This window comes from Streptococcus oralis (assembly GCF_023110435.1).
In the GTDB taxonomy this organism is placed as follows: Bacteria; Bacillota; Bacilli; order Lactobacillales; family Streptococcaceae; genus Streptococcus; species Streptococcus oralis_CF.
Map to the genome: position 1 here is coordinate 816 of NZ_JALDWB010000007.1, position 26,188 is coordinate 27,003.

Below are 26,188 nucleotides of genomic sequence, written 5' to 3' on the forward strand. Positions count from 1 at the left end.
AAGAGGCTGAAGAGGACGGTTTGCTAAATCGTTAGGTCGGGTAACTGGCGCGGGGGTTCGAATCCCCCATTCTCCGTATACAGAGTGCTGTGACGTGAGTGTGGGGGGTTCGTATATACTTATTAATTAATATTTTGGAGAATTACTCAAGAGGCTGAAGAGGACGGTTTGCTAAATCGTTAGGTCGGGTAACTGGCGCGGGGGTTCGAATCCCCCATTCTCCGTGATATAATTTGAGAATCTTTATCAACTCTAGTGGGTTGGTAAAAAGTCATATTCTGGAGAGAGCCACATTGGTACTCTCCTTTTTTTGGCTCTTTGTCAACTGTAGTGGGTTGAAGTCAGCTAAGATCGAGAAAGGACAAATTTTGTCCTTTCTTTTTTGATGTTCAGAGTGATGAAAATCCTTTTTTTGAAGTTTTCAAAGTTTCGAAAACCAAAGGTATTTCGTTTGATGAGTTTAATGAGATTATTAGTCGCCTCTAATTTTGCGTTAGAATAGGGTAGTTGAAGGGCGTTGACAATTTTCTCTTTATCTTTGAGGAAGGTTTTAAAGACAGTCTGAAAAAGAGGATGAACCAGCTTTAGATTGTCCTCAATGAGTCCGAAAAATTTCTCGGGTTCCTTATTCTGAAAGTGAAAAAGCAAGAGTTGGTAGAGATGATAGTGGTGTTTTAAGTCTTCTGAATAGCTCAAAAGCTTGTCTAGAATTTCTCTATTCGTTAAGTGCATACGAAAAGCAGGGCGATAAAATCTCTTATCGCTGAGTTTACGGCTATCTTGTTGAATGAGCTTCCAGTAGCGCTTGATAGCCTTGTATTCATGGGATTTTCTATCGAATTGGTTCATGATTTGGACCCGCACACGGCTCATAGCACGGCTTAAGTGTTGAACAATGTGAAAGCGATCTAGAACGATTTTAGCACATGGAAAAAGCTGTTTAGCCAAGTCATAGTAAGGGCTAAACATATCCATTGTAATGATTCTCACCTGACAACGAACAGCTCGATCGTAGCGCAGAAAGTGATTTCGGATGATAGCTTGTGTTCTTCCCTCAAGAACAGTGATGATATTAAGATTGTCAAAATCTTGTGCAATGAAGCTCATCTTTCCCTTAGTGAAGGCATACTCATCCCAGGACATAATCTCTGGAAGATGAGAAAAATCGTGCTTAAAACGGAAGTTATTAAGCTTGCGAATGACAGTTGAAGTTGAAATGGACAGTTGATGGGCAATATCGGTCATAGAAGTCTTTTCAATCAACTTCTGAGCAATTTTTTGGTTGATAATATGAGGAATTTGGTGGTTCTTCTTGACTAGAGAAGTCTCAGCTACCATCATTTTCGAGCAATGATAGCACTTAAAACGACGCTTTTTAAAGAGGATTCTAGTAGGCATACCAGTCGTTTTAAGGTAAGGAATCTTAGACGGTTTTTGGAAGTCATATTTCTTCATTTGGCTTCCGCGATCAGGGCGAGATGGGGCGTCATAGTCCAGTTTAGCGATGATTTCCTTGTGTGTATCCCTATTAACAACATCTACAAATTGGATATTAGGGTCTTTGATGTCTAGTAATTTTGTGATAAAATGTAATTGTTCCATAAGATTCTTTCTAATGATGGTTTGGTCGCTTTTCATTATAGGTCTTATGGGACTTTTTTTCTACACAAAAATAGGCTCCATAATATCTATAGGGGATTTACCCACTACAAATATTATAGAGCCGTAGTTTGACAACAGGCCCTCTTGAAGCTGTTATCAAATGAAATCAAGGACTAGCTAGAAGCTAGTTGAATCAGCTCATTTTTAGGAAGTTTGGGTGGCTAACTTTATTATATAATTTTCATAAATAATATGCTTTGAAAATACCATTTTTAAATAAAAATACTTGCCTTAAAGTTTGAATAATGTTAAAATAAAATAAAAAATATAGTAGGAGTGAAAATATGTCAGGACAAATTCGTGTATCTCCAGAGACTCTCCAATCACGTGCACGTGAATATGGAAAAGCTGCAAACGATATCAGAGTTATTTTGAGCAATCTTCAACGCTTGCAAGACACCTTGCGTTCAGAGTGGGAAGGTGCTGCGTTCCAAGGCTTTGATCAACAATTCCTTGAATTGAAACCAAAGGTTGAAAACTTTGCTGATTTGATGCAACAAATCAATACACAACTTGATAAGACTGCTCAAGCGATGCAACAAAATGACCAAGATTTATCTAGAAACTTTGGTCTTCAATAATCTAAAGTTGAGGTTGAGGAGAAATCCTCAACTTTTTTACTATATCTAGTTAAGGAGAAAATGTGAAAAAGAAAGTTTTATTTAGTTTAGGCTTGTTATTGTTGTTTGTTACAATGCTAGTGTCTTTCTTTGCTATTGTAAAACCAACACCTATCAGTCGAACGAATTCCGAGTCTTCAGTACAACAAGCTCCCATCAAAGTTGCAGTTGTTAATGAGGATACAGGCAAGGTATATAATGGACAGCCAATTAATATCGCTAATACTTTAGTAAATTCGTTTATTTCTAAAAATAATTACAAAGTGGAAGTGGTTTCTCGATCAATTGCTGAAAGTGGTTTGAAAAATGAGAACTACCAGTTGATGGTAGTCTTCCCAAGTAAGTTTTCAGAAGAAGCTTTAGCTCTCGAATCCACATCACCTGTTCAGGCGAAGTTTCAATATCAAATTCAGTCAAGTGATCAATTAACTGTTAAGCAGGCAGAACAAGCTGTAGTTGCTTTTAAAGAGCTTTTTAATAAGGACTTGATTAATATTTATTTTACTAGTATTATTGGAAACTTAAGAACTGCACAAGGGCAGGTCTCAGATGTAGTTGCAAATGAACAAGAGTCACTAGCGTCCTTTAATAATAACTTGGTAAATCCTCTTGCTCAATATAGCCAGCAATTTAATGGCTTAGGTTCATCGCCCAATAATCTATTATCAACTTATTCGTCATTTAACAAAGATTTATTAAATAGTAATGATGCTTTTAAATCAATTATTTCTGTTGATAAAACATACGAGGGAACAATCGAACAAATAAAAGCTCAACAAAAAAAATGGCAAAGTTCTTTGGATACTAGAGAGCAGGCTTTGTCAAACTATGATAATGATTTTTCTAAATTGTCAGTTGAGGGACAATTATCTAAATTAACAGATATAAATACTCAGATTACTGAGAATTTATCAGAGCCCGCTATTTGGAAAGAAACTTCTGACACAGTAACTTCCTATAATAAAGATATAGCAGATCTTCTTGATATTTTAAAGAATAATAACAAGGATATTGATGATACTTTATCTAATTATGATACAAAGATTAGAGAAGCAGTAGAGTCTTCCTTAACTAAAAACTCTTCAGTGGTAGATGGAGCAAGTAAAACTCTCGGTAGTTACATCAAGTCGTTGAATACTAGTATGCAAAATCAAATTACGAGCAAGTGGCCAAGTGTATATTACGATGATGCAGCTATTAATAACCTTTCCTTATCTGATACTGATAAACAACATTTGAAAAATATTAGTGCTTTTATACAGTGGTATAGTAAGAAGACAGGGAAAGAATTACCAACTTTGCAAGCTACAACACTTGAAAATAATGAACTTTCTCATTTAAAGGATGATATAAAATCTAAGAGTACAACAAGACGTGAGCTAACTTTACCTTCATTTGAAGGAAAAGTTTCAAAATTAATTCTAATGGTACCAAGTGGATACTATCTTAAGGAATCAAACTATGAATTTTCTGATCTTGGGGGTGGTAACTATCAACTTAATATTCCTATTGAAGCTTCTGCTGGCTTGTCTATTTCTTATACACTAGGAATCAAGAATGAAAATGATATCAGCGTCTTATCGCCTGTGGTTGTGAAATATAAATTAGATACGACTGAGGATGTGAAGGTTGTAAAGGAAGATGCTCCATACGTAGAGGAAACAACAGTGACAGAGACAGCTCATGCAGCGCCTGTCACTCCATCTACTCCTGTAGCATCATCTACCGTTTCAGGAACGAGTGCCCTTACTACTGAAGAAAAAAAACCAGTAGAAATTATCACTGTAACGAAGACTATCACAACTACCAAGACAAATCAGACAGAAAAAAAAGTTTTGAATCGCCATTATGAGATGCAAGACATTATTTCTAACTGGGAATATAATCCTACGAAACTAACTCAAGCTATTTATAAAGATGTAGATGCATATCTACAATTGTCAGGTCTTGTCTCTGCGTATTATGGTTTAGATTTATCTAAAAATACGTACTCAGAACATATGTTTATTCCAGCAGAAGGTTCTCTTGCTGCTTTAGCAAATAATGATGACCTCAAGACTATTGTGACCAATCTAATCAAAGCGACCACAGTTGAAGCTTTAAAATCAGATTTGAAGATTTCGGATAAAAAATTGACGGATATTCAGTCTCGATTAGCTAACGCTGAGAAATTAACATCTAATATTGAACAGCTGAGAACAACAACCAAAGATTTAATGAAACAGTTAAGTCAGTTGATTGAGCAGAGCAAATTAGTGGATAAAACGATTAAAGATAAACCTAGTTTTGTTGAAACAGAAAAAGTAGATAATACCGATATGGTTACAGTTAGTATGGATATGAACAGTGACCTGATTAAACTGATGTCAGCTAGTACAACGTTGATGAACAATACAAAAGCAAATCAGGCTGTTTCTGAGATGATAGAATCTACTATTAATCAGTTGGCGAATGATATTAATGCTTTGGAAAAAGACGGTGAATCATTGAGTGGTCGTGTCTCTGAGTTGAAAAATATCATGTCTAGTGAATATGGATCAAACGAAGAATTTCTTAAAAACTTTTCTACAGTTTTGAGCAATACTAGAACAGGTAACACCAAAAATGAAGCTGTCTATGAATATTTGTCTAATCCTGTTGATGCTTCCAAAATTGGTAATGTAGTGTCGGCTGCTACCAATGCTCAATCACAGTCTAATCGTCAAGATGAGAGATCAGGGCTTCTTATTATCTTAATTAGCTATCTTGTTAGTTTAGTTGTTGCTTATCTTTTCCAACATGCAGATAAAGAAGAATTACAAAGATTAATGAGTTTGAAAGATCGTTTATCATGGAAAAATTCTTCTGGCCCTATGCTCTTCCTTAGTGCTATTTCAGTGGTTGCTGGTTTTATAATTGCGACTGTTTCTGGAATTAAACTTGGTTTCTCTCTAGCACAATTGAGTTGGTTTATAGTACTTCTTATGTTAGTAAGTCTAATGATGACATATGGTCTGAATATTCTTATTGATAAGCTAAAAAGTTTAGGATTTTTGATAAGTGTAAGTCTAATACTACTTTACATCATCTCAGCGACTCAATTATTTGACGAATATTATGTGAACTCAGCTCCTATTTTAGCAACACTTTCTCCTTTGACTTATCTAGAAGGTGTGGTGAAATTGTTTATTAATCAACAAAGTGGAGTTGTACAGTCAGTAGTTGTAATTGTAGTTTTAACGATTGCTTTAGGACTTGGGAATGTTTTCTTGTATCGACAAGTTAAGGATAACAAGTAATATGAAAAAAGCTATTGTCTTTATTTTTCTATTGTTTTCAATTTTTACAGGGGAGAGTGTCGCTTTTGCAAATGATGGCTCTTTGCAAATAGACACCTCTTTAGATAAAAATACAAAGAAAACAGAGATTCAGTACTTTGAACAGGAAGGGAATTTAACAAAGTTATTTCGTCCTGAGACATATAAATTGATTGATACTACTAAAAAAGTTGATGAAGAAAAGTATCAATTAGTTAAAACAAACTTATTTATCACTAAGGTAGTATCAGAGAATGTTGTTAATGATTATCAATCTGCTTTATTTACCAGTCAAATTCAAGTCAATCATAGTGATAAAAAGAATGTTTCACTTAATAATGTAAATTCTCCTGTTTCTTGGACAGCAATTTTATTGTTTATACTAGGGGTAATTGTTACAATCTATTCACTCATATATAAAAAATTACATACATTTAAACAATAAAATCAATAGAAAAATATTTTAGGAGATACAGCTGTATCTCCTTTTTTTATAAGCAGAAAACTCTTTAATATTCATGTTTTGCGTGATATAATAAACATAATGGTATAAGATTAGGAGGTTTTTATGGAAGAGTACATTAATATTAGTCTTGATTGTTCACCTTTTTTATCTAAAATATTAGATTTAAGAGTTCCTATTGAGTTAACCATTAAAGAATTGATACAAATCGTATCCGATACTTATGGCATAGAGGTCAAGACATTGAATCCAAGTGTAAGAAATCAACAGTCTGGAGAGATACTTGCTAGTACTAGTAGTCTAACATTAGTAAAAGACGGAGTGTTATTAAAATTAGAAAGAATATAATTAGGGAGTAAAATATGGAAATTCAAAAACATGAATTAGTTATTGGAGATATCAAAGGAAATCGTGAAATAGCATATGCTCTATTAACGGCAGAACAACCTTATTTTGTAGCTCAAAATGCAATTGAGGAGGAAGATAAATTAACGATTGAAAGTCTTTTGACAGATGAATATTATTCTTGGGATAAGTTGATTACGATGATTGATGAAGAAAAATTGCGTCATCTGATAAATATTGGTCAATTATTTAACTCGCTGAAGGATTCTATTTATACTTATGAATTATCACCCAATAATCTAGTATTTTCACGAAATGGGAATCCCCTATTTGTTTTTCGTGGTGTCAAAGGACAAGTACCACCATATGATGCATTAAGTTTAGATGAGTTTACAGTTAACTTCAAAGCCATGATTGTATCTCTACTAGATAAAAAGGTAAGTTATGAAGAGTTGATAGAGGGACAGTCACCGTTTTACAAAGGAAAACTATTTTGTGAAACTATCATGAAGGCAGAAAGTTTGGATGAAATTCTATCTTTATTAGTGGAAAATTATCTGAAAGAAAAGGAACAAAATAAAGAAAACTTTTCACGTGTGTCTAATAAACTTGTTTCACGATTGAAGTTGACCACCATAATAACATCAATTATTGGAGCGCTTTCGATTATTGGAATCCTTTACTTTACCTTGTTCGCCATGCCTAGTCAACAAATGATTTCTGATTTGCGTCTAGCTTTTGTCCATCAAGATTATTCAACGGTTGTTTCTACTGTTAAAAATATGGATTCTAAATCACTTAGTCAGGACGATGCCTATATGGTGGCTTATTCAGTAATTAAAACTGAACCTTTAACTGAAGCACAAAAGACAGAGTTATCCAAAATATCAACTCAGTCAAATACAGACTACCTTCGCTATTGGGTGTTGATTGGTCAGTCGAAAATTGATGAAGCTATGGATATTGCAAGTTACCTAGATGATCCACAGTTATTAATGTATGGTATGACTAAAAAGATTGATGAAGTCCAGAGAAATCCTAATTTAACATCAGAACAACGTACGGAGCAATTGAATAGTTATAAAGGCAAGTTGGAAGAGTTGAAGAAAAACTACTTAACACCAGAAGCTAACAAGTCGAACACGACCTCAACCTCCACAGATTCAAGATAGGAGTGGTGTATGAATTATTTAATTTTTGAAGAAAATGTTTATCCACTCTATACAGGAAATACCTATCAAATAGGGCCTTCAGGAGATTCTAATATCTATCTTCCTATTCTTGAGAATATGATGTTGGAAGTCAAGGAAACGGGAGTTGAACTGCTAGGAAACACTTATACTTATGGGAAACACTTGATTTCTATAGATGAGAAGACAGCTGTTTCACTACTAGTTATTGGCAATACAGAGTATTATCTTCTTCCCGAAAAAATACTCTATTTATCAGATAAGGAAGAAGCCTCTATTCGCTTAGTTGATTTTCCTACAGAAATCATTTTGACCCTTGATGGGACAAATAAGACGATTTACAGTGCTAGTCCATATTATATTAACGGTGAAAGAAAAACAGGAAAGCAAAAGATTCAAGATATGGATCAAATTGTTTTTGAACAGGGTCTAGGTTTATCTGTTCAAAAACAAATTCTATCGCTCCATTCACTATTTTCTATTGAGACGAGCTTATTGCCTTTTTCTGAGGTAACAGTCGAAGATCGTTCAAAAGAATTTCATCGCTCTCCTCGGATTATTTTAAGAGAGCCAGAAGAGAAAGTAATAATTGCTCCGGCACCAACAGAGGACGAAGGTAAAAAACAATCATTACTAAAATTGCTTATTACTCCGTTAGCAATGATTGCTTTTACCTTACTGACGGTTTACTTTTCACGTAGCGGTGGAATGATGTTTATGATGATGGGGATGTCTGTCATTACTATTGGTACGTCCATTCATACTTATTTTTCTGACAAAAAATCACATAAAGAACTTCAGGAACAGAAAATTGATGAGTATATGAAATATTTAGAAACCAAATATTCACAGTTAGCTACCTTACGTGAAGAACAAGTGGAGGCTTTGGTGTATCACTTTCCTGACATGGATCAAATTTTGGAGATGGTCGAAAAAACTGATAGACGTATTTACGAAAAAACACTCTATCACTTTGATTTTCTGTCTTATCGTTTAGGTTTGGGTGAAGTTGGCTCCAGTTTCTACATTGAGTACTCTGATTCGGAATTGACTAAATATAATGTAACTGCTAATCAAAAAATTCAAGAATTACTTTCTTACTATCGTGTGACTGATCAGGTTCCTATTACTCATACATTAACGAGTCCCACAGGATATATAGGGACACGTCAAATAGTGATTGAACAAGTTCAACAGATGATGATGCAATTAGCGACTTTCCAAAGTTACCATGATTTACAGTTTATTCCAATTTTCCGAGAGGAAGAGTTGGAACTATGGAATTGGAGCCGATGGTTACCTCATACGAAAATTAAAGCATTGAATAGTCGTGGCTTTGTTTACAATCAACGTACTCGAGATCAACTATTAACGTCGCTCTATCAAGTTATTAAAGACAGAAAGTTAGATAGTGAGCAGGACAAAGGGAAAGAAAAGCAATACAGCCCTCATTATATTCTCTTTATTACAGATTTAAGCCTGATGTTGGATCACAACATTATGGAATACATCAATGAAGATTTATCTCATTTAGGGATTCATTACGTTTTCGTAGAAGAAGTGCTTGAAAGTCTGCCAGAACACGTTAAGACAGTTGTTGACTATCGAGGAGATAAAAAAGGTACCGTATTACTTCAGGATGGCAATTATACAAATAAAGAAATTACGCCTCTTCCTCCTGTAAGTTTATTGGAAAAGGAAAATTTTGCGAGAAATCTTGCGGGGATTCATCATGTTCAGACTTTACGTAATTCGATTCCGAATAGCATTACCTTCCTAGAGATGTATGGAGTCAATAAAGTAGAGGAACTAGATCTTTTAAAACGATGGCAAGAGAATGAGACTTTCCAAACAATGGCTGTTCCTCTAGGAGTACGAGGTCGTGATGATATTCTTTATCTAAACATTCATGAGAAGGCTCATGGACCTCATGGATTGATTGCTGGTACTACGGGATCAGGAAAGTCTGAGCTTATTCAGTCCTACATTCTATCTTTAGCTGTGAACTACCATCCGTATGAGGTTGCTTTCCTCTTGATTGACTATAAAGGTGGAGGTATGGCCAATCTCTTTGCAGACCTACCTCACGTCGTTGGTACGATTACGAACTTGGATGGCAACCAGGCTAATCGAGCTCTGGTATCTATCAAAGCTGAACTTAAGAAGCGTCAGCGTATTTTTGCCGAAAATGACGTCAATCATATCAACCAGTACATGAAACTCTTCAAAGAAGGGAAGGTCAAAGAACCATTACCACACCTATTAATCATTAGTGATGAGTTTGCAGAGTTGAAGGCGAATCAACCAGACTTCATGGATGAATTGGTATCTACCGCACGTATTGGTCGTTCATTGGGAGTTAAATTAATTTTAGCCACCCAAAAACCTAGTGGGGTTGTTAATGATCAAATTTGGTCAAACTCGAAGTTTAAAATAGCTCTTAAAGTACAGGATGTTGCAGATTCTAGAGAAGTAATCAAAACACCTGATGCTGCAGAAATCACCCAGACAGGTAGAGCCTATCTTCAAGTCGGAAACAATGAAATCTATGAATTGTTCCAGAGTGCATGGTCGGGTGCGGATTATAATCCAGAAGGACGAAATCATGTTCAAAAAAATACAACTGTGTATGAGATTACAAGTAATGGTCAATACAATGCGATTAATAAAGACTTGAGTGGTTTAGTCAATAAAAAAGAAGCAAAGGCTGTTCCAACAGAATTGGACGCCATTGTAGAAAAAGCTCGTGAAATATTTGACGGCCTTCATATTCATCAGGTAGCTAGTCCTTGGTTGCCACCACTTGAAGAAAGGATATATGCCAAAGATACACAATCGACTAACTTCAAGGATTATTGGGGGCGTTCAGAGGAAATACAACCTATTTTAGTTGGGTATCAAGATATTCCTGAAAGACAGGAACAATCCCCCCTTTATTTCAATATGGAACAAAGAGGCCATATTTTATTAGTTTCTAGTCCAGGATTTGGGAAGTCCACTTTTCTACAGAATTTTGCGATGGATGTGATTCGTAAGCACACACCAGAACAAGTTCATTTCTACCTCTATGACTTTGGCACTAGTGGCTTAATCTCTATTTCTGATTTTCCTCATATTGCAGATTACTTCACCTTGGATGAAACTGAGAAAATCATGAAATCTCTTCGATTCTTGAATAGAGAGATAAAAACTCGGAAAAGTGCTCTTTCTCAAGCAAGAGCCACAAATCTAACGCAGTATAATCAGTTGTCAGATGAGAGTTTTCCAACTATTTTCATCGAGATAGATGGTTTTGATAGTGTGATGGATGCCCCATTCGTAGATGCCTTTTATGATACTTTAAATGTCATTGCTCGAGATGGAGCTTCTCTAGGAATCTATCTAGTCGTGACACTTTCTCGTCTCAATGCGATGCGTTTACAGTTACAATCCAACTTTAAGACCAAGATTTCGCTCTTCTTATTTGATAACAGTGACTTGTCAGGTGTAGTAGGACGTTCCAATATTCCACTCGATGAAATCAAAGGCCGTGCCATAGCTAAATTTGATGACATCGTCCAATTCCAAGTGATGTTGCCATACAGCAGTGAACATTATACGGACTACATAAAAGAAGTTCGTGCAGAACAAGAAGCAATGGCTGTGGCATACGATGGCCCACTTCCTGCAGGCATCCCAATGTTGCCAGAAAAGGTAACCAAAGAAGTGATGGCAGAAATCTTAGAAAGCAGTCAAGACTTTATCTTGGGACTTGAAAGAGAAGCAGTTGTCCCAGCATCCTTTAGTTTTGAACGTCCGATGCTTGTAGCTTCAAATAGTCCTGCTTTTGTAACGAATTACTATAAATTACTAGAATATCACCTAAACCGTTTATCAGGTAAGTACAATACTGTTATTTTAGATCCTAGTCAGCGCATTAACAATCAGTTCTTTGATGGGATTCAACGTTTTGATACTTCTTTAGAGGTTGATAATGTCATGAAGACGATATTAGAAGACTTTAAGAAACGGGTTGCGTCTCCAAATCAGGACTATCCAAAATGGTTAATTTTGATACCAGATCTTGCTGCGACGGCTATGGCGGCTGGAGTGAGCGAACTGGACTTCAAGCAACTCCTTAGTGAAGGAACTCAGTATGGAGTAACCTTGCTCTTTATAGGCGCCTACCAAGATCTAGTAGCGAACAATTACGACACTTTTGTAAAATTGGCGAATCAGTTAGTGGATCAAGTCTTTCTTGGTGTACGTATTAGCGATCAAGATCATACTCGCTATCCTTACATCACAAATGAGCCGGCACTGAAACCGAACCAGGGTTACATCCTTTATCCTGATCGCTATGAATCGATTCAATTATTAGAAATTTAGAGAGGGGATTTATGGTTATTTTACAAAATGATACGATTACTGCTCAGCAACATGCTACAGCATTGATTCAAGGAGTACACACTTTATCAAGTATAGGGACAGTAATAAAAGATGATAAAACAACTCTTTCAGGGAATAGTGATGCTATTTCAGCTATTGATTTGTCCCAATCAATAGCTACCCAAGTTGCCAATACCTTAGTTTCTATGTCACAGAATCTTCAAAACGTTTCGGAAACTTTTCAAGCAATGGACTTTAACCTTGGTCAAAAGCTAGGTAATTTAGAAAGTAGTAAGGAATTTAGTTTGAATGAGCCAAGATGAATTTAAAAGACGTAAAAAAAATTTGGTAGATAAGTTAGAAATAAATGCCCAAGATCTTAAAGATCAAATACAAAAACAGGAGACTTATGAAGACTTATCAAAGGCTTCCTCACAATTTTTGACAGAAAATACAGAAGTTTTTGCCTCATCAATTGATTCTAAAATTTTCACAGAATTTCTAGAGGAACATTATCACCTTGATAAAAAGGTAAAAAAGTCTTTTATTCAAGAACGTGAGGAACTTCTACATGAACAGCGTCGTCTTCATCAAGAAAAGGAAATTAATGAAGAACTCAAGCCATAGGAAGGGAGATAAACATGAGCATAGATATGTATCTAGGATTTTCAGATGCTCAAACTAGTAGTGTTGAGGGAATTCTAAAGAATCGAATTAGTTCGTATCAGTCACTCCAGTTTGCCTTAGAACAATTTATTTTCGCGAGTCCCAGTTTAACTGGGGAAACATACGACTCTGCTAAACGGTATAGCCAAATAATTTTAATTCCCTTACTGAAGGCATGTATTTTATTGGACGAAGCTATTACATCAGCTTGTGCAAAACTTCCTAGTGAATATCGTAACCATGTTGATAGCATGGATTTAAGGGAAAGTGAGCTAGTAGAGAAGATTTATAGAGCAGATAGATTGATTGGTCGCTATGTTGATTTAATATACTTAGAGTATCGTAAGGATACTCCCAATTATCCTTATATTTCTAATCTTAGATCAGGAGAAATACTGCAACGCAGAGTTAAAAGTCAATTGGAAGATAAGTTGAGAAAATTACGTGAATATAATGCTGTCTCGAGTAAATTTTTTTCAGATATACCACAATTAGCTAATGCTATTAATACTGCCTTGAGACAAACTAGAACGTCATGGGACAGTAGCAGTCAAACTTTTGTCATACCAAGTTCTAAAGAGCTGGAGTGGGCAAAAACAGTGGAGGAGAAATGGGAGAAGCGTATAATTAACAGTGAGGAAAATTTATATGAACGATTTAAAGAGGTCATGGATACTGATGCAGCCAAGCGCTTAAGTCAGGTTTTAAGCTTATTGCCCAATAAATTTACAGAATCTGTTCTAAAATCAGACGGTTTTTGGGAGATTTTGTATGCAGTTGAGAAATCTGGTGCCAAGGGCTATAAAGCGGTTGATCTTATTCTGGAACACTTAGCTAAATATGAAGGCTTAGGTAAAAACAGTATCATATTATCAAAGTTAGTTGAGTATACAGAGAATATAGCTACTCCTGTTGAAACCCTAGTTAGAAAAGGCTTGGAAAAAGTTACAGGGATAAGTAGTTTTGGTGATTATATAACAAAGGGAAGTGAAGTCACTGGTTTGATAGGTAAAGGAATGAACTATTTTTCAAAAGGAGCAAAACTATTTGGGAAATTAGGTACAGTATTTACCTTTGCTGATCTAGGCATCACGGCTGTTTCAAGTGGAGTAAATGAGTTTGTTGAAACGAAGAATATAGGTAAAGCTGCTGGGAAAGGTGCACTTTCAGCTATATCTAGCGTTGGCCCGCTAGAAGGTGCAACTATCGGAGGAGCGATAGGTGGTATCCCAGGAGCATTTATTGGAGCTGGCATTGGAGCGGCTATCCAAGGAATCAAGTGGCTTGAGCCTAAATTTTTTGATGATCCAGTGCAGGGAACAAAAAATATTATCAATAATGTTGGAAAAGGAATCGAAGGATTTGCAGGTGCGGTTTCTAAGGGAATTGGTGGAATTGGTAAGGCATTAGGATTTGGGTGAAAAGTATGAAGAAATCAATTTTTAAAGCAAGTTTTGAAGAGAGTTTAAATTTGGAAGATGATGGGTTTTTACAGTATCAGAAGAAAGATTATTATAATAAACTTGGGAAAGTCTTTAAGAAAGGGAACCCTTCTTTTTGGTTTAGCGTTCAAACCCTAATTTTTAGTTTATTATTTCCGATAGGTATAAATTTCATGGTACTTGTTTTTGCGATGTCCTTACATGATTCTGATCCTAAGGATTTGAGATTGCCTATTTCTCAGCAGTCTTTACTAACAGTTGAAGTGTATTTAATTTGTTTATTAATTTGGTTGTTAATGGTATTAGTGGGCAAATTCTTTAAACGGACTTATATTCTCCCTTATCGCTATCGCTTTCATATTATAACTTTTATGATATGGTTTATGTTTGAATTTAATTTGCTGGCAATAACTATCTCTTTACCTATGTTATCAATATGGGGGATCTTAGTACTTTTGGGGCTTCTAGTATTGTTGACTTATGCAATGTTAAGAACAGAGCTTAGAAGTTTGAAAAAACGAATGTATGGAGAAGTTAAGCAACCTACCTTACAAGATAAAATTGCCAAAGGTATTGCTATTTATGGAGCAGGTATATTGGGTTTGGCTGTGATTGTTAATTATATTTTCAAAGCTTTTTCTATTAATTTTTCATCTTCCATAACTGGTTTTGGTCTCTTTATATTTTGGATTCTGTTAAATATTGCTTTAATCGCTATGATTGTATTTATGGAGTTTCCTTTCTTTTTAGAAGGATACTACAAATGGAAATACCCTGAAGAATACCGCGAGTGGGAAGGCAAATCAGTGGAAGAATGGTATGGAAAGAGATACTTGAAAAAGCACTCAGAATTAGTAGAAAAGAAGATTGAGAATTAAACTTATGACAAAAAAGTCACTATTTAAAGCAAGTTTTGAAGAGAGTTTAAATTTATTAGATGATGGGGTCTCAGGGAAATTTGCTCGGGACAATTACCAAGATGCTTTAAAAAAAGAGCAATTTAGAGGAACAAAAAAATCATATGTTTGGCTGGTAATTCTGACTTTCCTATTTATAATTGGTCCCAATTGGTTGATTGTAGCTTTAAATGATTATTTATTTTACCATTCTGATCCTAGAGATTTAACAGTCTCCTTACCCGACATTAATTTTCTTCCGTACTGGGTATTTTGGATTGCACTTGCAATATGGCTTTTACTGATTATACTAGGGAAGCGATTCAATCAGCAGTTCATTTTGCTTTATAGGGGCCAATTTCATTTCATGGTTACCTTTATTATATGGTTATTTGTTGAACTTAATCTTTTGTCTCTAAACTTAATTTATGCAGTAACTGGATTTTGGGGAATGTTCACTTTTGTAGGATTGATATTATTAATAATTATTTCAATGATTCTTTCTAAGTGTGAGTCATTAGGAAAATTGTTATATGGGACAACTCTAAAGAAAAGTTTTAGTGATAGATTCTTCGGCAGGGTGTTTAGTATACTTGCTAAGTATGGTGGTTTGGTTGTGGCAATTTGGCTAGTCATTCGTATCTTTTTCTCAAGTTCAATGGAGAATAGGAATAATTTGATTGGAGGATTCGGTATTTTGGTTTCAATACAGATTCTTAATATTTTAGTTGCTGCTTTTGAAATTTATTTCATGTTTCCTTATTTTCTTCAAGCTTACTATAAATGGAAATATTCCGAAGAATACCGTGAATGGGAAGGGAAAACTGTAGAAGAGTGGTATGGAAAAAAATATTTAAAAAAACACAAGGGGTTATTAGAAAATGAGTAAATCAAATGAATTATTACCTTTAGGGAGTATTGTCTATTTGGAAGAAGGAACACGGAAATTAGTGATTGTTGGACGTGGTGTAATTTTTGAGGACCAAGAGAGTGGAGAACAAGTATTTGCGGACTATATGGGAGTCCTGTATCCAATTGGTCTTCAAACAGAATCAACGATTTTTTTTCAACATGAAAATATTGATAAAGTTGTTTTTAGAGGATATTCAGATGAGGAGGAAGAACGTTTTATGGATATCTACAGTAAATGGGAAGAAGATTTAAAGATTCCTAGAAAGGAAGTTAAGTAATCTAGTATTGTACGCATCAGCGATCAAGATCATACTCGCTATCCTTACATCACAAATGAGCCGGCACTGAAACCGAATCAGGGTTACATCCTTTATCCTGATCGCTATGAATCCATTCAATTATTAGAAATTTAGAGAGGGGATTTATGTCAGATACTAAGTTATTACCACTAGGCAGTGTTATTGTTTTAAAGGGAAGTACTAAAAAGATGCTCATCATTGCTCGTGTGATTGCAGCACCCGTCAAAGGAGACCTCTACCGTTTTGATTACGGAGCTTGTCTCTATCCCGAAGGGATGGTAGGAGATAGTCTTATCTACTTTAATCATGAAGATGTTTTTAAGGTTGTTCAAGAGGGGTATGCCGATGATGATAATGAGCTTATGCTAGAACATATTGCTTCGGTTGTATCTACAACAGATATCCCTAAAGGTAATGTTGCTGAGTTGAATGAAGCAAATGAACTAGGAGGATAATACATGGGTGAAATAGACTATGATCAAATCTATTATCTTCAAGGTAGAGTGAATGCTCACTACTCCAGCATCTCCTCCGCCCAATCCCGGATTACTTCCATCGATGAAAAATTGGAACGTCTTCGCACGGCCAAGAAGTCTGTAGGGGAAATCCAACAGAATGTTCACAATATCAAGTATCCTATTATGCACCGAAATATTCAGCCTGAATGGCAAGGCAAACAAAAGGATGATTTTACCAAGCAGTGGGAAACCTTCTCCAGTGACTACACGAGTTTCCAAACGGAGATGAATACCTTCTATGATGCCATCTGTGATGAAATCACTAGATTAGAGAACCAAAAGAATGAAGAAAACGGCATTATTGGCTGGTGTCAGAGTCAGATTAACAATCTGGGGAATTTCATCGAGAAGCTACTACATACGAAGGAGGGGTAAGGTCATGTATGGAACGATTCAATTATCCGAGGTTCTGTTTAACTCACACATCAGTAGTTTGACTAAGGCTCAGGCTAGTTTGGCTGGAGTGAGTAAGCCAAACTTCAAAACAACATCGGAATCCAAGGTGCTCGATTTGTATCAGGAACAATTCAATGAGCTCTGTCAGTTGATGACGAGATATACATCCTTATTGGGAGCGGACATCGCCTTGATGGCAGCTACAGGAAAAGAATTGGCTCGTACAGATACAGTATTGGGACAAACGATGTTTTCTGGCTTGCAGCAGGGAGGTTCTATGAGTTACAAGATAACATTTGATGATATCACCTCTGCTCAAGTCAAAAGACGATGAATGCTTGGGGAGAGGCCATAAATAATCTCAATACCGCTATGACGGATTTTATCAATAACACCAACCTCCAAGGGCAGGCTATTTCGAGTATGCGCACCTACCTAGTAGAGGTGCATGGAACCCTCCTTCAAACTCTGGTCAACTTGATGAATGACTACTCATCCAACCTCTTGCTTTACAAGGATGGCTACTATCAAATTGATTCCAGCAATCATGCAAAGCTACCAGGTCAGGAGTTTACCAACCTTCATAGTGATTTAAAGAGTTCACGGGACAATCTAAAGAGTGAGATTGAGGTCTTAAATGCGACCAAGGACAAGATTTCAGACTTAGTGAGTTACGAAGGTAGTAGTCATACCAGCACAGTCATGGACTATAACTTTCTGCTCAATCAGATCAAGAACTTGGACAGCTCCATCATCCAGTATGAAAGTAGTCATGCGAGTCAGGATTTGGTTGCCTTTAAGGAACTTTTAGCTGCGACTAAGGCCTTGATAGCAGAGCACGCAGGGAAGACACGTAAGGTAGGGACTTATCAGTCAGGAGATTTTGCGAAACTCAAGTCTGTCCAACGTTTTGCGATAGCTTACCAACAGGCAACCAAGCAGATGGAGAGTCGCGTTGAACGAGTGAAAGCCGCTCAGGAGCGGGACAAGGCTCGTTTTGAGGCCTTGGCTGCGGAGGATCGAGCCAAGAAGGGTTGGATAGACTTAGGTCTTGGTGTACTGACAGCTGCGATTGGGGTTCTCGCGATTGTAGCGACCTGTGGGTCTGCGACACCTTTGGTTTTTGGATTTGGCTTAACGGCTGGACTTGGAACGTTTGCCTATGGGACCTCTAATGCAGGGGAAGGGATTCATAATATCCAACTTGGGAATGCAGGGGATGGCCATACCAAGGCAAAAAACTTTATCCGAGATACGCTTTTCATGGGGAATGACAAGCTTTACCATCAGGTTGGTGGGCTCTTTGTGACGGCGAGTGCCATCATGATTCCTATAGGGCATACGCAAAGCGTTGTCAAAGGCTTGACCCAGTTTGCGATAGGGGAAGCCGGTGCTTATACAACGGGTCAGGTTGCCTATCATGGGACTAAGCTCCTAGGTGGTAGTGAAGAAGATGCCCAAACCGCAAACTTTATCGGGAATATCGTAGGAGGCTATGCGGCAGCTTCAGCAGCCAGCAAGTTTAGTCTCAATAAGGTGAAAGTAGATGTCGAAGCACCGAAGTATAACCGAGAGCAGATTCTGAAAAATTTGGAAGAAAGTAGGCTTGCGAGGGAATCCAGTAACTTTGACCAATATCTGGCGAAGGAGAAATTCCAGAAAACCTTGATGAGTATGGAACCGATGGATCGTCAGAGATATCTTCAATGGCACAAATATGCGGAGGCAGGTATCGAACCATACGATAGAGTCAAATTAAGAAATTGGTCATATCCACCTGAGCCAGAATTTTACCTTAAAAATAAAAATGTATATGATAATCCAGATTATTTTAATCAGCTAACAGGGGATACAATTTATCCAGGAAGTCCCGAGAGTTCCATGGGTAGAGTTGATGGAAGTATATATAAACATGGATTTTTGAATGGCGAATACAAAGAATCTGTTATATTGCCTGGAACTCGAATAAACAGAATTGGTTCTAATCCAACAGGAAGGTATTTCTCTCCTGAAGGAGCAACATTTGGTGAGAAAGCCTTACCTCCTTTTATGAAACTCCAACCGAATTCAGACTACATTGTTCTAAAAGAAATACCAACAAAAGAAGGATTAGTTGCACCTTGGTTTGATGAACCTGGTATGGGAATTCAATATTATACATATTTAACAATTGATGAATTAGAAAAAGGGAATTTTCTACTTAAATTGAAATAGGAATAATTAAATGCTAATAAAATTAAAAAACAAAATTGAATCCGAAGTTTCAAAAATTGGAAACATAAAATTAGGTGAATTTGGAATTCATTTTTCTGAACAACCTCCCTACTTTCCGGAGGGAATTTCTATAATAGAGGATAGAAATGGAAGGTATAATCTAGTTTTTACTGAGAGAGGAAAAATAACATCCGAGATTTCTAAATTAGATGATAATGAGGTGACTTATCAAATTTTAAAGATAATCATTAAGAATGTTTCCTCGCAAAAGATTGATGAAAAAGATGTAGATTTAATTGACAAATTGATTAAAAATAATGAATTTGAGAAAGTTAGTCAAATAGTTGAGAAAGTACAAGAGAATAGATATCAATACGAAAAGGAATTATTTGAGAAAATCAGTCCGCTATACACTTTATGGTTCGAAAAAGAGCATTAATGATTCGTATAATTCCGTTGTTATTTCAGTTTAAAACCCAAGAATTCCAAGCGGAAATGAAGATTCTGCTTTTGATGGTTTTTGGAAACCAGGAGGAAAAACTTTCCCAGGGAATATGCCAGAAGCAGTCATTGACGAAGTTCCGTGGGGAGAATTTACAATTAGAAAATTAGGAGGAGATTAAAATGAGTTTAACTAAAATAACATGGGAAGAATTTGATACCTTTGATAAGATTGAGTCACCGAAGGGATATGATTTTCGAACACATGAAGGAAAATACTACACTTTTGGAGAGTTTGGAGTAGCTTCAGTTCGTCGTATCTTTGAAATTAATTCTTCTGATTTTAACGAATATTTATTAGGCAGGAGGACGGCACGTGAAATTGATTTTAAAGCGGAGAACGATCGTTGGCCACCAACGGAAGAAGAAAAGAAAGCTAGTGAGAAACGATTCATAGAAGAGAGTCCTACATCATTAATTGATTTACCTGAAACTAGAGAGTTATTTACTCATGAAGAACTTGAAAGATTAATTCCAATTGCTGAGCAAATGTGGATTGACTGGAGAGGGAAACTTCCAGATGATTATGTATCACCATTGAAATAGCATGTAAGGAACTTGTTTATCCTCTTTCAGTTGTAAGCAAGTTCCTGTTTTTTACATTAAGCACCAATCTCCTACTGTACAAGGACGGCTACTATCAAATTGATGGTGATCTTCATACAAAGCTACCAGGTCAGGTGTTTACACGATTACATAGTGATTTGAAGAGTTCACGGGACGATTTGAAGAGTGAGATTGAGCTCTTGAAGACGACCAAGAACAAGATTTCAGACTTGGTGAGCTGTTCAGGAAGTAGTCATACCAGTACGGTCATGGACTATAACTTCCTCATGAATCAGGTCAAGAGCCTGGACAGCTCCATCATAGTGAAGAAAGCGATTTCGAATAATCGCTTGTGTTCTGCATTCAAGGACAGTGATGATATTGAGATTCTTAAAGCCTTGTACGGATAAAACTCATTTTAAAGGCGTACTCGTCTCAGGACATAGTCTTATGAAGTCGACTAAAGTCATTGAGCTTCCGAATGACGGTTGAAGTTGAAATGGAAAGCTGGTGAGCGATATCGGTCATAGAAGTTTTTTCAACTAGTTTTTGAGTAATGATAGCACTTTAAACGGCGTTTTTAAGGAGAATTCTAGTAGGCGTGCCAGTCTTTTCAGGGGAAGGAATCTTAGACGGTTTTTGAAACTCATATTTCTTCAGTGATTTCCTTGTGGGGGATCCATATTGATAATATCTACACTCTTGATGTTAGGGTCTTTAATGTCTAGTAGGTTTGTGATAAAATGTAATGGTTCCATATGATTCTTTCTAATGATGGTTTGGTCGCTTTTCATTATAGATCTTTTGGGACTTTTTTCTAGGCTACAGAATCTCCATAGTGGTTTTACTCACTACAGAATTATAGAGCTCTATTATCTAATGCTGTTTCAGTAACTTTCATACTAGAAAAATCATAAATAGACTAGATTTAGTGGTATACTAGGGTTAGGGACTTTAAGTGGCTGGGGGATAATCAATATGAAAAATGGAGTAAAATTTCATAGTATTTTTTATAGATTTATACTATTTATCTTTGTAGTATTTCTAACTGTGATTTCAATGATCTTAGATGCAAAAAAAGCGCAAATTCGCTTTTTTAACCTATCCTTGATTATCGGGCAAGAGGAGTTGAGGATTGTTACGGTTGCGGTTTTGCTCCTTACTTTTCTTTTATCTTTCATGTTCAAATGGAAGTGTTTAATCCATAAAACTGGGATTTATCTAAGAAAAATTGATTTATTTATAGCTTGGGATGAGATTAAAGGTCTTAGCCATGTATGGATCAATGAATATCATCGTGGACCTCATGGTTTCCCGTTCTATAATCGTAAGACGCTGGTTATTTATAGAGAAAATTATCAGCCGATTTGCCTTTATAATATTTCAATATTGGCTTTATATGTGGCTAAATGTTATCATCCAAAATTGAAAACCAATATAGTCTCAGCAACGTTAGCAAGTCTCTTCAATATGGCTTTAAATGCATGGTTCTTGTACGAGATGTTTAGTAAAAATTTGGTGAATATAAAAGCTGAAGTCTTTATGTTTTGGCTGCTTTTGTATGCTGTTAAAGTTTTTGCACTGCCATTGGTTATGCTTGGATACGAAAATCACTGCTATGGAGCTTCTTTGGCACATAGCATGACATATAAGAAGAATGCCTCGAAAGCTATTCACCTGTAAAGTGTTGATAGGAAGCCAGTTATTTATATATCTGTTACTTTCTACATTCAAAAAGCACTATATGCTTGCTAGATGAGATTCTAGACATCATATAGTGCTGTTTGTTAAGTCCAGCTAGTGAGTGAGATTTCACCACTATTGAGCCAGATTTCTGTCTGGTCATCAAGCTGGATAAGGAGTTGTCCTTTGTCGGAGATGTCTTTGGCAACTCCTTTTTTTTCAGTCTGATCTTGGATAAAACTGACCTCTCTTCCTAGAACGAGAGAGTGTTCTTTATAAAGATAGAGTAGTTCTTCGGGTGCTGTTTGGTAGAAACAACGCCAAATTTCTGAGATTAGTTCGTTTCGTGTGATAGGAGCTGGTGGTGTAAAGAGACTTCCAGCTTTTTCTTTTATCTCTTTTGGAAAATCGCTGATGGCAAAGTTGATTCCAACGCCGATAATGACGTCTGTTACTAGGCCTGTTTCCACGGACGTCATGGCTTCGGTAAGGATACCTGCTATTTTTTTATTTTTAAAGTAGATATCATTTACCCATTTGATACCCACGTCAATCAAGGTGAGGTTTTTAATAGCTTTGTAAATGGCACCTGCTGTAAGTAATGTGTAGGCAGGAAGCTGGTCATAGGCGAGATTTGGTTGAATATGTAATGACATATAAATACCTCCCTGAGCAGGAGAGTAGTAAGGGCGTTGAAAGCGACCACGACCTGCTGTTTGACATGTGGAAAGATAGAGACTATTTCCCTGGCTTCCACCTTCAATACCTTCTTTTGCATCTGTTTGAGTAGATTTTGTTTCAGGTTTGTAGAGAATGATTAAGTTGGTTTTCTCTTGAATCAAATCAGGTAGGATCAAATCGCCTTGAATAAGTTTGTAACCTTTATTTTTAATACTGTCAATCACGAGCCCTTCTTGTTGGAGGCGTTGGATTGCTTTCCAGATGGATGTACGACTTAACGACAGTTCTTCTGCAATTTTTTCTCCGCTAACATAGTCGTTTTCTCTAGCTAATATTTGGTAGACTAGTTGGTGTGATTTCATTGATTTTCCTTTCTAGCTAAGAGGGAGTGAGAGAGTTCTTTTCGAGTTTGACTCGGTGTTTTATGAAAAAACTGTTTGTAGGCTTTTGAGAAATGTAGTGGATCTGAAAACCCTACGGAGTATGCAATGACTTTGATCGTTTCGTTGGTATGTTCTAGTAACTGTTGCGCACGATTCATTCGAACGAAAAGCAAATATTCTTTTGGAGAGAGTTGGTGAAATTCTTTAAACACACTAGTTAAGTAACTTCTATGAACCGATAGCTCTTTTGCTAAATCTTGAATTGTGAGTGATTGAGGGTAGTGACTATCTATCAATCGTTTGCAGTCAAGATAGAGTTGGTGGGTTGATGAAATATTCTCTTTTTTCTGATTGGGAGCAATAGTTCCTAGATGAAACATTAGTTCATGGAGTTGTCCCATGATGTGGAGTTGAGCCAATTCATTCGATTTTGTAATCTGAGCGAAATGGACAATACTATCGATGAGGTTTGCAGTTGTCTGTGTATGACAGCTTTCTGATTGGATGAGATAGGATTGGTCAGAAATTTGAGAGAGAGCAAAATAGTCAGGTGCCCTCCCTCCAGTAATCCCCAACCAGTAGTAAGCCCAAGGATCCTGGCTATCTGCTTTATAAAAGGTTAATTCGTCTGGTTTTAGCAAAAAGAAATCTCCTGCCTTTAAATCAACAATTTTACCCTTATAATGGAATTGACCTTTTCCTTTAGTAATGTAATGTAGTACATAGGTATCTCGAATAGCTGGGCCAAAAGAGTAGTTAGGCGTACATTCTTCATAACCGTAAAAGCTAAGCGAAAGATCAATTGTTCCAGTCTGGTATTCTGAAAAAACGAGCATGTGCCACCTCCTACCTAACATTTTACCATACTTTGTAGACATTTCTCTATTTTAGAAAGCGCTTTTATGTGATAAAATTTTATCAAGAAATCGAAGAGGTGAAATATATGGGAGTTCGAATAGAGAATAATCTATTTTACGTTGAGAGTAAAGGTCTAAGTTTGATTATTGAAAATAGGGATGGGTTCTTATTATTAAAACATTTAGGAAAGACTATTAAGAACTATAATGGTGCCAATAGTGTTTATGAACGCGATCATGCTTTTTCAGGTAATCCAACAGCTACTAATCGAATCTTTAGTTTGGATACGCAACGTCAGATTTTTGGACAACATGGCTTAGGTGATTTTAGAAGACCAACCTTACAGGTTCAGCATGATGCAACTGAAGTAACAGACTTTCGATTTGTAGAAGCAAAGATTTTAAAAGGTCAGGATGGTCCACAGGGTTTACCTTCTCCACATAGCATGGACGATACAGAGACTCTTACCTTGATTTTAGAAGATTCTAAGGCTCAACTTAGTCTGACTTTGTATTATACTGCTTTTGATAATGATGCGACAATTGCTAGCTACAGTAAATTGGAAAATAATAGTAATCAGGAAGTTGTCATCCACAAGGACTTTTCTTTTATGGCTGATTTTCCTGCCGCAGCTTACGAAATTGTAACTCTGCAGGGTGCTTATGCTCGTGAAAAGACTGTCCGACGTCAACAGGTAGAACAAGGAATCTTTTCAATTAGTTCGAACCGTGGTGCTTCTGGTCATGCTCAAACACCAGCTCTTCTATTATGTGATCAAGGAGTCACAGAGGATGCTGGAAATGTGTGTGCTCTGCAACTACTGTATAGTGGAAACTTTGAAGCTTTTGTTCAAAAGAATCAATTGAATGAAGTTCGGGTGGCTATTGGCATTAACCCGGAAAACTTTTCTTGGAAGTTAAATCCTGAGGAAAACTTTGAAACACCGGTAGCTTTAGTGACCTTTTCAGATCAAGGATTAACTGGTATTAGCCATGAAAGTCAAAATTTTGTACTTAAGCACATTATGCCAAGTCAGTTTTCTAAAAAAGAACGTCCAATTCTAATCAATAACTGGGAAGCAACTTACTTTGACTTTCAGAGAGAAAAACTGTTAGAGTTGGCAGATGAGGCTAAGAAAGTTGGAATTGAACTTTTTGTATTAGATGATGGGTGGTTTGGCAATCGATTTGATGATAATCGGGCTTTAGGTGATTGGGTTGTTAATGAGAAAAAACTGGGTGGAAGCCTAGAAAGTCTGATTTCAGCTATCCATGAAAGAGGTTTGCAGTTTGGGCTTTGGTTAGAACCTGAAATGATTTCTGTAGATAGTGATTTGTATCGTAAACATCCTGACTGGGCCATTCAGGTTCCAGGATATGAGCATACTTACTCTCGGAATCAATTAGTACTTAATCTTGCCAATCCCCAGGTAGTAGGATATTTGAAAAATGTCTTAGATGAACTCCTCTCTCATCATAAAATTGACTACATCAAATGGGATATGAACCGCAATATCACTAATCTGGGGAATGGTTCAAACTATCTAGAGACACAGATGCAGTCTCATCAGTACATGCTGGGACTTTATGAACTTGTTTCTTATCTAACAGAGAAGCACAGCCATATTCTCTTTGAGTCCTGCTCTGGTGGTGGTGGACGAAATGATCTTGGCATGATGCGCTATTTCCCACAAGTCTGGGCTAGTGATAATACTGATGCTATAGCACGTTTACCTATACAGTATGGATCATCCTATCTCTATCCAACCATTTCCATGGGAGCTCATGTGTCAGCAGTACCAAATCATCAGATGGGACGAATGACACCATTGGAAACTCGTGGTCATGTGGCAATGATGGGAAATCTGGGTTATGAGCTTGATTTGACAAGTTTATCAGATGAAGAGAAGGCTGAGATTGCTAATCAGGTGAACTTGTATAAGGAATTACGGCCAGTAGTCCAGTTGGGGAAACAGTATAGGTTAATCAATCCCAATGCGGAATCCAATGAAGCAGTTGTACAATTTAACTATGAAAATCAAACGATTGTAACCTACGTTCGAGTCTTATCAGTTGTGGAAACAATGGAAACAACTTTAAAGTTAAAAGATTTGGATGAAGAGGGATGGTATGAATTACAGGAAAATGGTGTAGTTTACTCGGGTGCAGAACTCATGTATGCGGGCATTACAATGGAACTTCTGCAGGGAGATTATCTCAGTAGGCAGTTACATTTCATTAGAAGATAAG

Annotated in this window: 23 protein-coding genes, 1 tRNA gene and 2 pseudogenes; 22 read left to right on the top strand and 4 right to left on the bottom strand. The window is 36.6% G+C overall.

Features of this window, described 5'->3' with window-relative positions; genetic code table 11:
* Positions 1-136 precede the first annotated feature (136 nt).
* Positions 137-224, top strand: a tRNA-Ser gene (locus M1F97_RS08115).
* Between the two features lie 121 nt (positions 225-345).
* Here the strand turns inward: M1F97_RS08115 and M1F97_RS08120 are convergent.
* Positions 346-1,602 carry an ISL3 family transposase gene (locus tag M1F97_RS08120; protein WP_247944766.1) on the bottom strand — a complete coding sequence of 419 codons (1,257 nt, stop codon included), beginning with the start codon at positions 1,600-1,602 and terminating at the stop codon, positions 346-348.
* A gap of 344 nt (positions 1,603-1,946) precedes the next feature.
* Between M1F97_RS08120 and M1F97_RS08125 the strand changes: the two genes are divergently transcribed.
* The 19 genes and pseudogenes from M1F97_RS08125 to M1F97_RS08215 all read left to right on the top strand — a co-directional run bounded on the left by M1F97_RS08125 (position 1,947) and on the right by M1F97_RS08215 (position 20,334).
* Complete coding sequence (locus M1F97_RS08125; protein ID WP_000016588.1) at positions 1,947-2,243, top strand: WXG100 family type VII secretion target; 297 nt, start codon at positions 1,947-1,949, stop codon at positions 2,241-2,243.
* A gap of 62 nt (positions 2,244-2,305) precedes the next feature.
* Positions 2,306-5,560, top strand: a complete 3,255-nt coding sequence (gene esaA, locus M1F97_RS08130; RefSeq protein ID WP_247944767.1) for a type VII secretion protein EsaA — start codon at positions 2,306-2,308, stop codon at positions 5,558-5,560.
* 1 nt (position 5,561) lies between these two features.
* Positions 5,562-6,023 (top strand): type VII secretion protein EssA, encoded by a 462-nt coding sequence (gene essA / locus M1F97_RS08135; protein ID WP_247944768.1) that lies wholly within the window; start codon positions 5,562-5,564, stop codon positions 6,021-6,023.
* A gap of 123 nt (positions 6,024-6,146) precedes the next feature.
* Entirely contained in the window at positions 6,147-6,389 is a 243-nt protein-coding gene (locus tag M1F97_RS08140; protein ID WP_000393429.1) for a hypothetical protein, read from the top strand.
* A 14-nt stretch (positions 6,390-6,403) separates the two neighbouring features.
* Positions 6,404-7,558: a type VII secretion protein EssB gene (gene essB, locus M1F97_RS08145; RefSeq protein WP_247944769.1), complete on the top strand. Its 1,155-nt coding sequence runs from the start codon at positions 6,404-6,406 to the stop codon at positions 7,556-7,558.
* Between the two features lie 9 nt (positions 7,559-7,567).
* Positions 7,568-11,944, top strand: a complete 4,377-nt coding sequence (essC, locus tag M1F97_RS08150; RefSeq protein WP_247944770.1) for a type VII secretion protein EssC — start codon at positions 7,568-7,570, stop codon at positions 11,942-11,944.
* 11 nt (positions 11,945-11,955) lie between these two features.
* Positions 11,956-12,267 carry a TIGR04197 family type VII secretion effector gene (locus tag M1F97_RS08155; RefSeq protein WP_247944771.1) on the top strand — a complete coding sequence of 104 codons (312 nt, stop codon included), beginning with the start codon at positions 11,956-11,958 and terminating at the stop codon, positions 12,265-12,267.
* Complete coding sequence (locus tag M1F97_RS08160) at positions 12,254-12,571, top strand: hypothetical protein (RefSeq protein ID WP_247944772.1); 318 nt, start codon at positions 12,254-12,256, stop codon at positions 12,569-12,571. Before M1F97_RS08155 ends, M1F97_RS08160 begins: the two co-directional genes overlap by 14 nt.
* A gap of 14 nt (positions 12,572-12,585) precedes the next feature.
* Positions 12,586-14,031 (top strand): hypothetical protein, encoded by a 1,446-nt coding sequence (locus M1F97_RS08165; protein WP_247944773.1) that lies wholly within the window; start codon positions 12,586-12,588, stop codon positions 14,029-14,031.
* Between the two features lie 5 nt (positions 14,032-14,036).
* Entirely contained in the window at positions 14,037-14,930 is an 894-nt protein-coding gene (locus M1F97_RS08170) for a hypothetical protein (protein WP_247944774.1), read from the top strand.
* Positions 14,920-15,837, top strand: a complete 918-nt coding sequence (locus tag M1F97_RS08175) for a hypothetical protein (RefSeq protein WP_247944775.1) — start codon at positions 14,920-14,922, stop codon at positions 15,835-15,837. Before M1F97_RS08170 ends, M1F97_RS08175 begins: the two co-directional genes overlap by 11 nt.
* A complete protein-coding gene (locus tag M1F97_RS08180) occupies positions 15,830-16,138 on the top strand; it encodes a DUF4176 domain-containing protein (protein WP_247944776.1) in 309 nt (102 codons plus the stop codon). The genes M1F97_RS08175 and M1F97_RS08180 overlap by 8 nt, the downstream gene beginning before the upstream one ends.
* 146 nt (positions 16,139-16,284) lie before the next feature.
* Positions 16,285-16,614, top strand: coding sequence for a DUF4176 domain-containing protein (locus tag M1F97_RS08185; RefSeq protein WP_247944777.1), 330 nt, complete (start codon positions 16,285-16,287; stop codon positions 16,612-16,614).
* Positions 16,615-16,617: 3 nt separating this feature from the next.
* On the top strand, positions 16,618-17,052 hold the full coding sequence (locus M1F97_RS08190; protein WP_247944778.1) for a YwqH-like family protein: 435 nt from the start codon (positions 16,618-16,620) through the stop codon (positions 17,050-17,052).
* Between the two features lie 4 nt (positions 17,053-17,056).
* Complete coding sequence (locus tag M1F97_RS08195) at positions 17,057-17,407, top strand: TIGR04197 family type VII secretion effector (RefSeq protein ID WP_247944779.1); 351 nt, start codon at positions 17,057-17,059, stop codon at positions 17,405-17,407.
* Positions 17,408-17,445: 38 nt separating this feature from the next.
* A pseudogene (locus M1F97_RS08200) lies at positions 17,446-17,850 on the top strand (T7SS effector LXG polymorphic toxin); the annotation flags it as partial.
* 165 nt (positions 17,851-18,015) lie between these two features.
* Positions 18,016-19,287: a TNT domain-containing protein gene (locus M1F97_RS08205; protein ID WP_247944824.1), complete on the top strand. Its 1,272-nt coding sequence runs from the start codon at positions 18,016-18,018 to the stop codon at positions 19,285-19,287.
* 10 nt (positions 19,288-19,297) lie between these two features.
* On the top strand, positions 19,298-19,726 hold the full coding sequence (locus tag M1F97_RS08210) for an Imm63 family immunity protein (RefSeq protein WP_049510011.1): 429 nt from the start codon (positions 19,298-19,300) through the stop codon (positions 19,724-19,726).
* A 185-nt stretch (positions 19,727-19,911) separates the two neighbouring features.
* Entirely contained in the window at positions 19,912-20,334 is a 423-nt protein-coding gene (locus M1F97_RS08215) for a hypothetical protein (protein ID WP_247944780.1), read from the top strand.
* Between the two features lie 305 nt (positions 20,335-20,639).
* Here M1F97_RS08215 and M1F97_RS08220 read toward each other — a convergent pair.
* Positions 20,640-21,092: pseudogene (locus M1F97_RS08220) on the bottom strand (ISL3 family transposase); the annotation flags it as partial.
* A gap of 220 nt (positions 21,093-21,312) precedes the next feature.
* Here M1F97_RS08220 and M1F97_RS08225 point away from each other — a divergent pair.
* Complete coding sequence (locus M1F97_RS08225; RefSeq protein ID WP_247944781.1) at positions 21,313-22,017, top strand: hypothetical protein; 705 nt, start codon at positions 21,313-21,315, stop codon at positions 22,015-22,017.
* 104 nt (positions 22,018-22,121) lie between these two features.
* Here the strand turns inward: M1F97_RS08225 and birA are convergent, their stop codons facing one another.
* The gene (gene birA, locus M1F97_RS08230; RefSeq protein WP_247944782.1) at positions 22,122-23,060 is read right to left on the bottom strand and encodes a bifunctional biotin--[acetyl-CoA-carboxylase] ligase/biotin operon repressor BirA; all 939 of its coding nucleotides are present in this window, start codon (positions 23,058-23,060) and stop codon (positions 22,122-22,124) included.
* Positions 23,057-23,917 (bottom strand): AraC family transcriptional regulator, encoded by an 861-nt coding sequence (locus M1F97_RS08235; RefSeq protein ID WP_247944783.1) that lies wholly within the window; start codon positions 23,915-23,917, stop codon positions 23,057-23,059. The genes birA and M1F97_RS08235 overlap by 4 nt, the downstream gene beginning before the upstream one ends.
* Positions 23,918-24,024: 107 nt before the next feature.
* Here M1F97_RS08235 and M1F97_RS08240 point away from each other — a divergent pair, with 107 nt between their 5' ends.
* On the top strand, positions 24,025-26,187 hold the full coding sequence (locus M1F97_RS08240) for an alpha-galactosidase (RefSeq protein ID WP_247944784.1): 2,163 nt from the start codon (positions 24,025-24,027) through the stop codon (positions 26,185-26,187).
* Position 26,188: the final 1 nt, after the last annotated feature.

Coding starts and splice junctions, on each gene's coding strand:
- essC (WP_247944770.1), top strand. CDS start 7,568: ATGAATTATTTAATTTTTGAAGAAAATGTTTATCCACTCTATACAGGA.
- M1F97_RS08235 (WP_247944783.1), bottom strand. CDS start 23,917: ATGCTCGTTTTTTCAGAATACCAGACTGGAACAATTGATCTTTCGCTT.
- M1F97_RS08240 (WP_247944784.1), top strand. CDS start 24,025: ATGGGAGTTCGAATAGAGAATAATCTATTTTACGTTGAGAGTAAAGGT.
- M1F97_RS08170 (WP_247944774.1), top strand. CDS start 14,037: ATGAAGAAATCAATTTTTAAAGCAAGTTTTGAAGAGAGTTTAAATTTG.
- M1F97_RS08155 (WP_247944771.1), top strand. CDS start 11,956: ATGGTTATTTTACAAAATGATACGATTACTGCTCAGCAACATGCTACA.
- M1F97_RS08120 (WP_247944766.1), bottom strand. CDS start 1,602: ATGGAACAATTACATTTTATCACAAAATTACTAGACATCAAAGACCCT.
- M1F97_RS08125 (WP_000016588.1), top strand. CDS start 1,947: ATGTCAGGACAAATTCGTGTATCTCCAGAGACTCTCCAATCACGTGCA.
- M1F97_RS08205 (WP_247944824.1), top strand. CDS start 18,016: ATGGAGAGTCGCGTTGAACGAGTGAAAGCCGCTCAGGAGCGGGACAAG.
- birA (WP_247944782.1), bottom strand. CDS start 23,060: ATGAAATCACACCAACTAGTCTACCAAATATTAGCTAGAGAAAACGAC.
- M1F97_RS08160 (WP_247944772.1), top strand. CDS start 12,254: ATGAGCCAAGATGAATTTAAAAGACGTAAAAAAAATTTGGTAGATAAG.
- M1F97_RS08185 (WP_247944777.1), top strand. CDS start 16,285: ATGTCAGATACTAAGTTATTACCACTAGGCAGTGTTATTGTTTTAAAG.
- M1F97_RS08165 (WP_247944773.1), top strand. CDS start 12,586: ATGAGCATAGATATGTATCTAGGATTTTCAGATGCTCAAACTAGTAGT.
- M1F97_RS08210 (WP_049510011.1), top strand. CDS start 19,298: ATGCTAATAAAATTAAAAAACAAAATTGAATCCGAAGTTTCAAAAATT.
- M1F97_RS08190 (WP_247944778.1), top strand. CDS start 16,618: ATGGGTGAAATAGACTATGATCAAATCTATTATCTTCAAGGTAGAGTG.
- M1F97_RS08140 (WP_000393429.1), top strand. CDS start 6,147: ATGGAAGAGTACATTAATATTAGTCTTGATTGTTCACCTTTTTTATCT.
- M1F97_RS08215 (WP_247944780.1), top strand. CDS start 19,912: ATGAGTTTAACTAAAATAACATGGGAAGAATTTGATACCTTTGATAAG.
- essB (WP_247944769.1), top strand. CDS start 6,404: ATGGAAATTCAAAAACATGAATTAGTTATTGGAGATATCAAAGGAAAT.
- M1F97_RS08195 (WP_247944779.1), top strand. CDS start 17,057: ATGTATGGAACGATTCAATTATCCGAGGTTCTGTTTAACTCACACATC.
- essA (WP_247944768.1), top strand. CDS start 5,562: ATGAAAAAAGCTATTGTCTTTATTTTTCTATTGTTTTCAATTTTTACA.
- M1F97_RS08180 (WP_247944776.1), top strand. CDS start 15,830: ATGAGTAAATCAAATGAATTATTACCTTTAGGGAGTATTGTCTATTTG.
- M1F97_RS08225 (WP_247944781.1), top strand. CDS start 21,313: ATGAAAAATGGAGTAAAATTTCATAGTATTTTTTATAGATTTATACTA.